Source organism: Sedimenticola selenatireducens (genome assembly GCF_007625115.1).
In the GTDB taxonomy this organism is placed as follows: Bacteria; Pseudomonadota; Gammaproteobacteria; order Chromatiales; family Chromatiaceae; genus Sedimenticola; species Sedimenticola selenatireducens_A.
In genome coordinates this window covers 226,824-239,425 of the sequence record NZ_VMNH01000005.1, presented here as the reverse complement: position 1 = coordinate 239,425, position 12,602 = coordinate 226,824, and the positions used below count along the sequence as shown (strand labels likewise).

At 52.4% G+C, this 12,602-nt stretch carries 8 protein-coding genes; 7 read left to right on the top strand and 1 reads right to left on the bottom strand.

Translation table 11 applies throughout. The features are described from left to right. Positions 1-54: 54 nt before the first annotated feature. From gltB to hemE, 7 genes are all read left to right on the top strand, one after another. Positions 55-4,695, top strand: coding sequence for a glutamate synthase large subunit (gene gltB, locus FHP88_RS04900; RefSeq protein WP_144357894.1), 4,641 nt, complete (start codon positions 55-57; stop codon positions 4,693-4,695). Positions 4,696-4,697: 2 nt separating this feature from the next. Further along, on the top strand, positions 4,698-6,149 hold the full coding sequence (locus tag FHP88_RS04895; RefSeq protein ID WP_144357893.1) for a glutamate synthase subunit beta: 1,452 nt from the start codon (positions 4,698-4,700) through the stop codon (positions 6,147-6,149). Positions 6,150-6,383: 234 nt separating this feature from the next. Further along, complete coding sequence (locus FHP88_RS04890) at positions 6,384-6,791, top strand: hypothetical protein (protein WP_144357892.1); 408 nt, start codon at positions 6,384-6,386, stop codon at positions 6,789-6,791. Beyond that, on the top strand, positions 6,791-7,981 hold the full coding sequence (locus FHP88_RS04885; protein ID WP_144357891.1) for an FTR1 family iron permease: 1,191 nt from the start codon (positions 6,791-6,793) through the stop codon (positions 7,979-7,981). Before FHP88_RS04890 ends, FHP88_RS04885 begins: the two co-directional genes overlap by 1 nt. A 2-nt stretch (positions 7,982-7,983) precedes the next feature. Then, positions 7,984-9,438, top strand: a complete 1,455-nt coding sequence (locus tag FHP88_RS04880; protein WP_260843162.1) for a 4Fe-4S binding protein — start codon at positions 7,984-7,986, stop codon at positions 9,436-9,438. A gap of 87 nt (positions 9,439-9,525) precedes the next feature. Beyond that, positions 9,526-10,050: an iron transporter gene (locus tag FHP88_RS04875; RefSeq protein ID WP_144357890.1), complete on the top strand. Its 525-nt coding sequence runs from the start codon at positions 9,526-9,528 to the stop codon at positions 10,048-10,050. Between the two features lie 152 nt (positions 10,051-10,202). Beyond that, positions 10,203-11,300, top strand: coding sequence for a uroporphyrinogen decarboxylase (gene hemE, locus FHP88_RS04870; RefSeq protein WP_144357889.1), 1,098 nt, complete (start codon positions 10,203-10,205; stop codon positions 11,298-11,300). 69 nt (positions 11,301-11,369) lie between these two features. Here hemE and FHP88_RS04865 read toward each other — a convergent pair whose 3' ends face one another. Beyond that, a complete protein-coding gene (locus FHP88_RS04865) occupies positions 11,370-12,461 on the bottom strand; it encodes an Opr family porin (RefSeq protein ID WP_186297612.1) in 1,092 nt (363 codons plus the stop codon). Between the last annotated feature and the right edge of the window lie 141 nt (positions 12,462-12,602).

The window sequence follows — 12,602 nt, the reverse complement described above, 5'->3', positions numbered from 1 at the left end:
AACGGGTAGAGAGCAGTTGTTGCAAATTTCTGCCCCGATCAGATGAGGTTTACGATGGGCCAAGGCGCTTTGCCAACGAAGCAGGGACTGTATGATCCCCGTAACGAACATGATGCTTGTGGCGTCGGTTTTGTCGCTAATATCAAAGGCCGGAAGAGCCGAAAGATAGTTGAGCAGGGATTAGAGATTCTGGAGCGACTGACTCACCGCGGTGCTGTCGGTGCAGACCCGCGCGCAGGCGACGGGGCGGGAATCCTTATTCAGATTCCGGATGACTTTTTCCGCGCTGTTGTCGATTTTGAGCTTCCGGCGTCGAGCGAGTATGCGGTCGGCATGATCTTCTTGCCCAGGGATGAGGCCTCTAGAGCTCGAGCAGAATCGACGGTTAACCGTTTTGTCGAAGACGAAGGGCAGCTCGTCCTCGGTTGGCGGAATGTCCCCACGATTAATGATGGACTTGGTTACAGCGTCAAGCCGACAGAGCCTAAAATTAAGCAAATATTTATTGGCCGTGGTGAAAACTGTGCCGATCAGACTGGTTTTGAGCGCAAGCTTTTTGTTATCCGTAAACAGATAGAGAAGGTTATTCGTGAAGCGGGCCTGGAGAGAGGAGATTCCTTCTACTTTACCTCCTTGTCATCCCGGACAGTCACCTACAAGGGCATGCTGTTGTCCGACCAGGTGGGTGAGTTTTACCCCGATCTCAAAGATGAGCGCATGGTTTCCGCGCTTGCGTTGGTTCACCAGCGTTTCTCGACGAATACCTTCCCAACCTGGGATCTGGCTCATCCATTCCGCATGATTGCGCATAATGGTGAGATCAATACACTGCGCGGAAACGTCAACTGGATGGCGGCGCGTAAGCACTCTATGGCTTCCGAAATCCTCGGGGACGACCTCTCTAAAGTATGGCCGTTAATTCCTGAAGGGCAGTCTGATTCAGCGTCCTTCGATAATGCATTGGAGCTGTTGGTGCAGGGCGGCTACTCGCTGGCTCACGCCATGATGATGCTGATTCCTGAAGCCTGGTCGGGCAATCCATTAATGGATGAAAAGCGTCGGGCTTTCTATGAGTACCACGCGGCGTTAATGGAGCCTTGGGATGGCCCTGCGGCCGTGGCCTTTACTGATGGAAGACAGATTGGGGCGACGCTTGACCGCAATGGCTTACGTCCTGCGCGTTATCTGATTACCGATGATGACATGGTAATGATGGCATCGGAAATGGGCGTGCTTGATATTCCGGAAGAGAGGATCATCAAGAAATGGCGTTTACAGCCCGGCAAGATGTTCCTGATTGATCTGGAGCAGGGTCGGATTATTGATGACGCAGAAATAAAGCAACAGCTTTCCTCAGAACATCCCTATCAAGCATGGCTTGATCAGACCCAGATTCATTTGGATCAACTACCAGAGGTGGTTGGCGCCATGTCGCCCGATCCGATGACCTTGCTGGATAGTCAGCAGGCCTTTGGTTATACCCAGGAAGACATCAAGTTCCTGTTGACACCGATGGTTCTGACGGGACAGGAAGCGACAGGCTCAATGGGTGCAGATACGCCGCCTTCGGTCTTGTCGAATTGGCCGAAGCACTTGTCGACTTATTTCAAGCAAAATTTTGCTCAGGTGACCAATCCACCGATAGATCCGATCAGGGAAGAGATCGTCATGTCGCTGGTTTCGCTGATCGGCCCAAGACCCAATCTGCTGGGTATCGGCCAAAGCAAGCCGAACATGCGTCTTGAGGTTAATCAGCCCATATTGACCAATACCGATCTGGAGCGCATCCGGGATATTGAAGACAATACCGGTGGGGCCTTCCGCACCCGCACCCTGAGTATCTGCTTCAGTGCGGATCAGGGCGTTACAGGCCTCAAACTGGCGTTGGATGCACTGGGGCATACGGCTGAGAAGGCTGTGCTGGAAGGGTACAACATCCTGATTCTGTCTGATCGCCGTGCTGATGCTGATCATATTGCCATTCCTGCCCTGTTGGCGGTTTCGGCGGTCCATCACCATCTGATTCGCAAGGGACTTCGTACTGAATCGGGACTGGTTGTTGAGACCGGTGCGGCCCTGGAAGTACATCACTTCGCTACATTGGCGGGTTATGGTGCAGAAGCCATCAATCCCTATGTGGCCTTTGATACCATCCAGAGCATGCTGCCCTCTTTGCCTGAGTCGCTCGGTTTTAAAGAGGCCCAGAAACGTTATATCAAATCGATTGGAAAAGGCCTGAAAAAGGTCATGTCGAAGATGGGTATCTCGACCTACCAATCTTATTGTGGTGCACAGATCTTTGATGCCGTGGGTCTCTCGAGCAGCTTTGTTGACCAGTACTTTACCGGTACCTCAACCAGAATTGAGGGTGCTGGGCTGGATGAGATTGCCCAGGAAGCGGTGCGTCTGCATGCCAATGCCTATGGTAACAGTCCCATATACAGCAAGCATCTGGATGTCGGTGGTGATTATGCGTATCGCTTGCGTGGTGAGGCACATGCCTGGACACCCGATAGCATTGCCAAGATTCAGCATGCCTCAAGGGCTAATGATGCCAAGAGCTACGCAGAATTCACCCAACTGATTAATGAGCAGGATGAGCGGCTTCTCGCTTTCCGTGGCTTGTTTGATTTCAACTGGGCCGATGAGCCGGTGCCGCTGGATGAGGTTGAGCCTGCTAAAGAGATCGTCAAACGATTTGCCACAGGCGCAATGTCGTTTGGTTCGATTTCACATGAGGCCCATTCGACCCTTGCGATCGCCATGAATACCATTGGCGGTAAGTCTAATACCGGGGAAGGTGGTGAAGAGGCCGGTCGCTTTAATCCGCTGGCTGATGGTTCACCTAATCCACAGCGATCTGCCATCAAGCAGGTGGCCTCTGGTCGTTTTGGTGTCACTACTGAATATCTGGTCAATTCAGACGATATCCAGATCAAGATGGCGCAGGGTGCTAAGCCCGGTGAGGGCGGTCAGTTACCGGGGCATAAAGTGAATGCACAGATTGCTCGTGTGCGGCACTCAACTCCGGGTGTGGGACTCATCTCCCCACCGCCACATCACGATATCTATTCCATTGAGGATCTGGCTCAGCTGATTCATGATCTGAAGAATGTTCAGCCGAAGTCACGTATCTCGGTAAAACTGGTTTCAGAAGTGGGCGTTGGAACGGTTGCGGCCGGTGTCTCCAAGGCACATGCTGATCATGTGACTATTTCAGGATATGACGGCGGAACTGGCGCCTCACCACTGACCTCAATCAAGCATGCAGGTTCTTCGTGGGAGATTGGTCTTGCTGAGACGCATCAAACTCTGGTGTTGAATAAACTGCGTGGGCGTATTGCCGTTCAGGTTGATGGTGGATTGAGAACCGGTCGAGATGTGGTAGTCGGTGCCTTGCTGGGTGCAGACGAATTTGGTTTCGCAACGGCGCCTTTGATTGTTGAAGGCTGCATTATGATGCGCAAATGCCATCTGAATACCTGTCCTGTCGGTGTGGCAACGCAGGATCCAGAGCTGCGCAAGCGCTTCACCGGTAAACCAGAGCATGTGATCAATTATTTCTTCTTCGTGGCTGAAGAGGTTCGCCAGTTGATGGCAAAGCTCGGTTATCGCAGCTTTAACGAGATGATCGGTCAGACTGACCGCCTCGATACCCGTAAGGCGGTAACCCACTGGAAGGCTAAAGGGCTCGATTTCTCTCGAATTCTGGCTAAGCCAAAGGCGGGTGAAGGGGTCGCGATTTTCAACACCGAAAGCCAGGATCACGGATTGGAGAAGGCGGCAGATCACCAGTTGATCGAGATGGCCAAGCCCGCTCTGGAGCGGGGTGAGGCGGTTCAAATAGATGTCCCCGTTCATAACTATAACCGCACCTTCGGCACTATGCTTTCAGGTCGTGTGGCAGAGAAATACGGCCACGCTGGATTGCCTGAGGACACGATCTATATCAAGGCTAAAGGGACAGCAGGTCAATCAATGGGTGCCTGGTTGACCCAGGGTGTGACCATTGAGCTTGCTGGCGAGGCGAATGACTATGTCGGTAAGGGCCTGTCTGGAGGACGCATTATCGTCTATCCGCCTGCAGAGTCTGGCATTGGAAGGGCTGAAGAGAACATTATTGTCGGAAATACCGTGCTGTATGGCGCAATTGCCGGCGAATGTTACTTCCGTGGAGTGGGTGGTGAGCGATTTGCTGTTCGCAACTCGGGTGCCACGGCTGTCATTGAGGGTGTAGGTGATCACGGTTGTGAGTACATGACTGGCGGAATCGTGGTCTGCCTTGGCTCGACCGGTAGAAACTTTGCTGCGGGTATGTCAGGTGGTATCGCTTATGTGCTCGATGAGGAGGGCTCGTTTGAACAGCGCTGCAATCTCTCCATGGTAGAGCTGGAACCCATCCAGGATGAAGATGACGCACTGGAAGCGCTCGACCATCAAGGCGGCGACCTTGAAACCAAAGGACGTGTTGATGTAAGCCATGATATGACGCGCTTTGATTCGATTCGTCTCAAGCAGTTGGTTCAGAGTCACTTGCATTACACCAATAGCAGTGTGGCGCAGAAGATTCTCGATAACTGGACAGACTATCTGCCTAAGTTCGTCAAGGTTATGCCGGTCGATTATCGTAGGGCATTGCTTGAGATGCAGGTTGAACAAGCGAAAAGCAGTAACGTTGCAAAGGGGGGGCGCTAATCATGGGTAAGCCAACAGGTTTCATGGAGTATCCACGAAAGGATCGCAGTTATGCGCCAATAGCTGATCGGCTGACGCATTTTTGTGAGTTCTCCATCAGTTTAAGCAGCGAGGAAATGGGCCTGCAGGGTGCACGCTGCATGGATTGCGGTATCCCTTTCTGTCATAAAGGTTGTCCGGTTGATAACCTCATTCCTGACTGGAATGATCTGGTGTACCACCAGGATTGGAAGGCGGCGATCGATATGTTGCACTCAACCAATAACTTCCCCGAATTTACGGGGCGTATTTGCCCTGCTCCCTGTCAGGAGGCCTGTACCCTAAATCTGAACAATGAGCCGGTCACCATTAAAAACATAGAGCTTTCCATCGTTGAAAAGGCCTGGGAAGAGGGTTGGATTCAACCCCAGCTTCCTCGCCACAAGAGCGGAAAGAAGGTTGCTATTGTCGGTTCTGGTCCTGCGGGATTGGCCTGTGCCCAGCAGTTGGCTCGAGTGGGTCATTCGGTCACGGTTTTTGAAAAAGAGAACCGTATTGGTGGGTTGCTACGCTACGGTATTCCTGACTTTAAGCTGAATAAGAAAGTGATTGATCGCCGGATGAGCCAGATGAAGGCTGAAGGCGTAAAGTTCCGCGGCAATACCCATATTGGTGTGGATATTCCGGCTAAACTCCTGGTCGATAAGTTCGACGCAGTGGTATTGACGGGCGGTTCTGAAAAGCCGAGAGACCTGCCTGTTCCAGGGCGAGAGCTTAGTGGCGTTCACTTTGCCATGGATTTTCTGCGCATGAACAGCCACAAAGTGCAGGGTGACGAAGTTGGCGATCGATTCATCTCGGCCGAAGGCAAGCATGTCGTTGTCATTGGTGGCGGTGACACAGGTTCTGACTGTATTGGAACCTCTAATCGTCATGGCGCAATGTCTGTTACCCAGATCGAAATTCTGCCACAGCCGCCTGCCCAAGAAGACAAGCTGACGGTCTGGCCCTATTGGCCGAATAAGATGCGTACCTCCACCTCTCAGGAAGAGGGTTGTGATCGCCAATGGTGTGTCGCGACCAAGGCATTCATTGATGACGGAAAGGGTAATGTGAAAGCCGTTCAGTGTATCAAGGTAGAATGGCATCAAGATGAGAACGGTGCCTGGCAGATGAGTGAGGTTGTGGGCTCTGAGTTTGAACTCAAGGCTGATCTGGTCACACTGGCAATGGGCTTTGTTCATCCCGTGCATGAAGGCATGTTGGCTGAGTTGGATGTTGCGCTGGATACTCGTGGTAATGTGCAGAGTGATACGGAAGGCACTGATGCTTATCGCACCTCTATCGGGGGCGTATTTGCTGCAGGCGATATGCGGCGAGGTCAGTCACTGGTGGTTTGGGCAATCCGTGAGGGGCGCCAATGTGCACGAGCGGTAGATGAGTATCTCATGGGAAGCTCTGAGTTGCCCCGCTAAGTTTTAACGCCGGAGGCGGTTGGTGAAAAAAGGATGGCCAGGGTTGGCCATCCTTTTTTTATGCCTTATTTTTTTCGCAAAGCCTTTGTTCCGTGCAGCATAGATTGATTGAGAACAGGTCAAAATGGAGTTGCCATAGTAAATAAGAATCGTTATCATTCGCACTAATATCTATATCGGCCTGCCCATTGTACCGGCCGATCGACTTCCTTGTAAGCGCAGATGGTTAATCGAATGAAAAAACATGTTTTGTGGATTCTGTTGGTCGTTATCACTTCTACCGTTATTGCCAATGAGTCTAGCTGGCTAACCGTTGCTGAAGCTGTCGTTAAGCATATCGATGAGGCTGAGGCGGCCTATGCAAAGGGTGATAGCACAGAGGCAAAGCGAGCTGTAGTGAGTGCTTACTTTGGGGTGTTTGAGGATCGTAAAATGGAAGCCGCGATGCGCATGGAGTTGGGTGCTAAGCACACCTATCTGGTTGAAAAAAACTTCGGGAAATTCAGGAAAGCCATTCAACAAAATGCAGGAGCTGAGCAGGTTGCATTGATAGCCGAAGAGATACGGCTTGCTATGCGTCGTGATGCATTGTTGCTTGATCAGGCGGGGATTCCTTTGGAGGTCTTTAAGGTGAATCAGTGATGCAGCGCCTTATTGGAATAATCCTTCTGACCTGGCTGAGTTTTAGTGTCACTGCTGCCACTGACGCCAGGGTCGATTTCAAGGTCGTGGTCGGTCAACTGATAGAGGAGGGTGATCGACTCCTCGCGGCTTACTCCCCTGAGCGTGAGGAGGATACGGCTGATGCCTTCTCCGCGCTCTACTTTGATGTCTTCGAAGGGAGTGGCATGGAATTGGCCATTGGTATGCGGGATCCCGCGCTGAAGAGTGAGCTGGAGGCCTACTTCAGCAGGATTATTGGACTGGCCTCGCAGTCGCGTCCGACAGATCAGATAGCCGTTGCCTGGCTGACACTCAGGGAAGCACTCGAAGGAGTAGCCCAGGCTCAAAAGCCGAAGGATGCAGGCTTTTGGGGACTGTTTGTGCAAGCCTTTTTGATTTTGCTACGAGAAGGCTTTGAGGCCATCCTGGTAATTACCGCCCTTGTGGCTTACTTAAGACGTCAATCGGCCGCGGATAAAGTCCGCGTGATCTATCAAGGTGTCGTGTTGGCGCTGGTGGCCAGTCTGTTAACGGCGTGGCTGATAACCATGGTTTTCCAAATCTCTGGTGCGGGTCAAGAGGCCTTGGAAGGCCTTACCATGTTGTTTGCCGCAGTTGTACTGTTTTACGTCAGCTACTGGCTGATTTCCAAAAGCGAAGCGGCGCGCTGGCAGGCCTTTATCAATAGTCAGATTAATCAAGCGCTCAGCCGTGGTAGTACGTTTGCCTTGGGGTTAGCTGCATTTCTGGCGGTGTATCGCGAAGGGGCTGAAACGGTACTCTTCTACCAGGCATTGGCAGGCCAGGCCGATAGTCAGTGGCAGCCACTGATAGTCGGTTTTGGTTTAGCCACTGTTTCACTGTTGTTACTCTACAAGGCCATGCAGGCGGCCTCTTTCAAACTGCCCCTGGGTTTGTTCTTTTCGGTTACTGCGGCACTGCTCTACTACCTCGCCGTCTCCTTTGCAGGCAATGGTGTACTGGAACTCCAGGAGGCTGGTTGGGTTGGTATAACCCCCATCGAAGGTGGCCTGACAATTACCTGGCTGGGTCTTTATCCCAGTATGGAGAGTGTGGCGGCTCAGCTGCTACTGGTCATTCCACTTCCCTTTGCTCTGCTGTGGTGGTGGAGCAAGCGTCGTCAACAGCTATCTGGGGCTGTGGTGTGAGTGTGCCACTCTCACGGTCCGCACGGGATGGGATAACGGTCGACCCGATTGCCGCAATACCTATTCGTATCAACGGCAGCATCAATGAACGAATAGCAGGCCCGGTCGAGGGGTTCTTTGTGCACCACCGTGATCGCCTGGTCTGGGTGCATGTGGTGATGTTCCTGTTTTTTCTGGGCATTATCTTTCTGCCACTGTTTCTACCGGAAGCGGTCGAAAATTCTACACCACTCAATGATTTTACCCGCTTTGCCAACTATGCCATGTGGGGGCTCTGGTTTCCGTTGGTGTTTCTGTCGGTCATTCTGACCGGGCGTAGCTGGTGCGGCATTCTATGCCCAATGGGGGCAGCCTCAGCGTGGGCTAATAAAAAAGGTCTTCAGCGACCGATCCCGGCCTGGGTGCGTTGGGAAGGTACACCGATTATCAGTTTTTTATTGATAACGGTGTTGGGGCAAACCGTTGGGGTGCGGGATCATCCCGAAGCGGTAGCCGAAGTGTTTGGCGGAACACTGTTACTGGCCTTCGTACTGGGTTTTTTCTATGGACGGAATAAACGGGCCTGGTGTCGTCATATGTGCCCCATTGGTCTGCTGCTGGGTGTTTTCTCGAGAATTGGTGCGGTGCAGTTTGCCCCCAAACGGAAGAAGCCCGGTGGCGACCGGTTTACTGAAAAGGGGGTCTGCCCCACCATGATTGATATCCCCCGAAAGGAGGAGTCTCGGCACTGTATCGAGTGTTTTCGTTGCGTTAATCCGCAGTCTAAGGGAGGGCTTTTCCTGCGCCTGCGTCATGCCGGTGAAGAGATTGAGCAGATACGTAAGCATCACCCGAACCCCTACGAGGTCGTCTTTCTGTTTCTCGGGACAGGCATTGCGCTGGGTGGGTTTCTTTGGCTGGTGTTACCGGTGTACCAACAGCTCAGGCAGTCAGTCGGGGGCTGGTTTATAGAGCGGGAGTGGTATTGGATAGGCGAGTCGGGACCCTGGTGGCTGATGAGTGTGCATCCTGAGCGGCGTGAAGTATTCAACTGGCTTGATTTCGGCATGATAGTCACTTTTATGCTTGGGGTGATGCTGATCCTGGCACTGCTGTTGACTGTTACCACAGGCGTATCGGCCTGGCTTGCTGGACGTGTCGGGGGCGACCTTAGTGTTTCAGAACGATTTGTTGAACTGGGTTATCAATATGCGCCCGTTGCCATGGTGTCACTGATTCTGGGGCTGGGGGGCGAACTTTTTGCCCCGCTTACCCAGCTAGGGTTGTCGCAGGAAACAGTGGGTTATTTAAAGGCTGGGCTGTTTTTGGTCGGCCTAGTTTGGAGTCTCTACCTGGGGGCGAGAATACTGATCAATCAGGGTGTCGCCTTGAATTCACTCTGGCTCCCGTTGCTGCCAGGGGTGTTAGGTAGCTGTGCCGTTGGTCTTGCTTGGTGGCCAGCGGTGTTTGGATTGTAAGAACCCCGCTGCGGGTGTCCGGAGCGGGTAATTTTTTATCAATAAACGCGAATAAGTCGCATTACTATATGATAATTGGAGTCATACATGAAGCGTAAAATGGTGAATCTGGCGCTGGCCGGACTGTTTGGAAGTGGTGTTGCCTTGGCGGGTGAGCAGCCAATCGGGGACCCTGTTGAGCTGAACGGGATGGAGATCGCGGCCGTCTATCTGCAGCCAACGATGATGGAGCCGATGTTACCGGGAATGAGCAAGGCTGATATTCACCTGGAGGCTGATATTCACGCCATCAAGGGTAATCAGAATGGATTTGGCGAAGGCGAATGGATGCCTTATCTGGATATTAGCTACACCATCACCAAGCAAGGTGAAGACTGGTCCACCACGGGCCACTTTATGCCGATGGTGGCCTCGGATGGTCCCCACTATGCGGATAACATTAAGCTTAATGGCCCGGGTAAGTATCATCTCAAATACCATATCAAGCCCCCGGCCTATAACGGCTTCTACCGCCATACCGATAAGGAGACGGGTGTAGGTGCCTGGTGGGCACCGTTTGATCTGGAGTGGGATTTTGCCTTTGTTGGTGTAGGAAAAAAAGGCGACTATTAAGCGATTATTTGGTCAAACCGATCATTTGTAGTCATCACGGCGCCCTTGATATTCAATGGCGCCGTGTTTCATTTGCGATTTCGGTGTAAACTCGCCCTCTCACCGGCAACGCAGGCCGGTGTGTCTCATTGTGTCTAAAAAGGAAACCTGCTGTGTCCAGCTTGAAAAACGATCGATTTCTCCGAGCCCTGCTCCGTGAACCCGTAGATAAGACGCCCGTCTGGATGATGCGCCAGGCCGGCCGCTATCTGCCAGAATATAAGGCAACGCGTGCCAGGGCGGGTAGCTTTATGGATCTCTGCACGAATCCAGAGCTGGCCTGTGAGGTCACCCTGCAGCCGCTGGAGCGCTTTCCTCTGGATGCCGCGATTCTGTTCTCCGATATCCTGACAATCCCCGACGCGATGGGTCTTGGGCTCTATTTTACCGAGGGAGAAGGACCAAAATTTAAGCATCCGGTACAGGATGAAGCCGCTGTAAACGCCTTGGGCGTGCCTGACCCGGAAGATGATCTGGGCTATGTAATGAATGCGGTACGCACGATTCGCCGTGAACTGGATGGCCGTGTTCCCCTGATCGGTTTTTCTGGCAGCCCGTGGACGCTGGCCACCTACATGGTTGAGGGGAGCAGCACCAAGAACTTCGCCAAGGTGAAGGAGATGATGTTTGATCGTCCGGATCTGATGCACACCCTTTTGGGAAAAGTGGCCGAATCTGTAATCAGCTATCTGAATGCACAGATCGCGGCTGGTGCACAGGCGGTAATGGTATTTGATACCTGGGGTGGTGTACTCAGTCCTCGGGACTATCAGTTGTTTTCATTGGCCTATATGGACAAGATTGTCAAAGGACTGGTGCGGGAGAGTGACGGGCGCAAGGTGCCGGTGATTCTGTTTACTAAAGGTGGTGGCCAGTGGCTTGATGCGATGTCGGCAACCGGTTGCGATGCCTTGGGAGTTGACTGGACCACTGACCTGGCCGATGCCCGTGTACGCGTGAAAGATCGGGTTGCGCTACAGGGTAATGTAGATCCCAGTATCCTTTATGCGGCACCCGAACGTATTCGTGAGGAGGTCGGCCGGGTGTTGGCGAGCTATGGTCACGGACCTGGGCATGTCTTCAATCTCGGTCATGGTATTCATCCGGATGTAAACCCGGAACATGCGGGTGTCCTGGTTGATGCCGTTCATGAACTGAGTGAGGCCTATCATAGCCCTGGGGTGAAGGGAAAAAGCTGGGGTAGTGATTGATCGCTTACGGGTCATTAACAAGATGAACTGTAACCCAGCCATTTAAGTGGCTGGGTTTTTTTCGACTTGTCAGAAGCCGTAACTGAGCATCAGGGTGAACTTTTCGTAGTCGGCGCTGCTGCTGTTGGCGTCGATATTGGCATACAGCATGTTCAGGCTTAGATTGTCAGCTAGGCTGGAAAGATCATAGGCCAGGGTTAGGTCAATCTCACGCTCATCGGCATTACCAGCATAATCGGTATTGCCCACCATCAGGCCCACGGTGGCAGATCCAAAGGTGTACTCAGCGCCGAGATATAATGTCTCGGCGTCGGTTACGTAGACCTGGTTACCCTCTTCCAGTGGTTTGATGTTTTCACCCAGGTCGGTGAAATGGCCCACGCCACCGTCTTTATCCGTGTCGATAAAGCCGGCCTTGAGTGCAAGCCCGCCCAGTGTTCCCCGTAGCTCCAGGTGGAGGATGTTGCCATCATTTTCACCCGCTACATCAACATCAGATGTTGCATAGTGGGCGGTGATACCAAGACCTGAGGTGTGCTCATACTCGACTTTAAGGCCGATCCCATTATAGATCTCATCTTCATGGACATAGTAGGGGTTCAGCGTTAACCCTTCCATAGGTGTGATCTTGGCATCCAGGAAATAGGCCCCATCATCGCTGATGTCGGCAAATGAGTGATTAAGCTCATCTTCATTGGCTACCGCAAAACTGCGGCTGAAACCGGCGGTCAGATCGGTATTGGGCAGGGCGCTAGTGGTAACGGTAATGGCTTCATGGAAGTCCGCTACCCACTCCAGGTCAATCTCCTGACGACCCAGTTTGGCACCAAACTGATCACCTTGATAACTGATATAGGCCTCCGTCACGAGGGTGCCCACTCCTTCGTCGGAATCGCCTGGATTATCCTCATCAATCTCACTGCCGTGGCGAAAGGCCAGCCCCAGCTGTAGACCGTTCAAAGGAGCGGTTTCATATTTAAGGCCGAGGAAGCCTGTGCCGTAGCCTGAGTCCGAGGTGGTACGGTTGTCGATCCCTTTATAAAAAAGATTCAGGTCACCACTTACGGTGCCATTCTTGAAGGCATCTGAAAGGTTGTCCGCACTGGCTATGGGTGGAGCCAAAATGGTCAGTAGTGAGAGTGCTAGCGTGTGCTTTTTCACGTGTTCCCCTTGTGAGATTGTTTTAAATAATGGTTAAAGAATAAGTCGCAGAATCGCCGCTACCATTGGACAATTGTTCCAATTGACGGTGGGGGCATTTTGCGGATTAGAAGCTGGACAGCCCGGTCAGTAGAATGCCGG

Bases quoted from the DNA above. Each gene is read 5' to 3' on its own strand.
- gltB (WP_144357894.1), top strand. From the start codon at position 55: ATGGGCCAAGGCGCTTTGCCAACGAAGCAGGGACTGTATGATCCCCGT.
- FHP88_RS04890 (WP_144357892.1), top strand. From the start codon at position 6,384: ATGAAAAAACATGTTTTGTGGATTCTGTTGGTCGTTATCACTTCTACC.
- FHP88_RS04885 (WP_144357891.1), top strand. From the start codon at position 6,791: ATGCAGCGCCTTATTGGAATAATCCTTCTGACCTGGCTGAGTTTTAGT.
- FHP88_RS04875 (WP_144357890.1), top strand. From the start codon at position 9,526: ATGAAGCGTAAAATGGTGAATCTGGCGCTGGCCGGACTGTTTGGAAGT.
- FHP88_RS04895 (WP_144357893.1), top strand. From the start codon at position 4,698: ATGGGTAAGCCAACAGGTTTCATGGAGTATCCACGAAAGGATCGCAGT.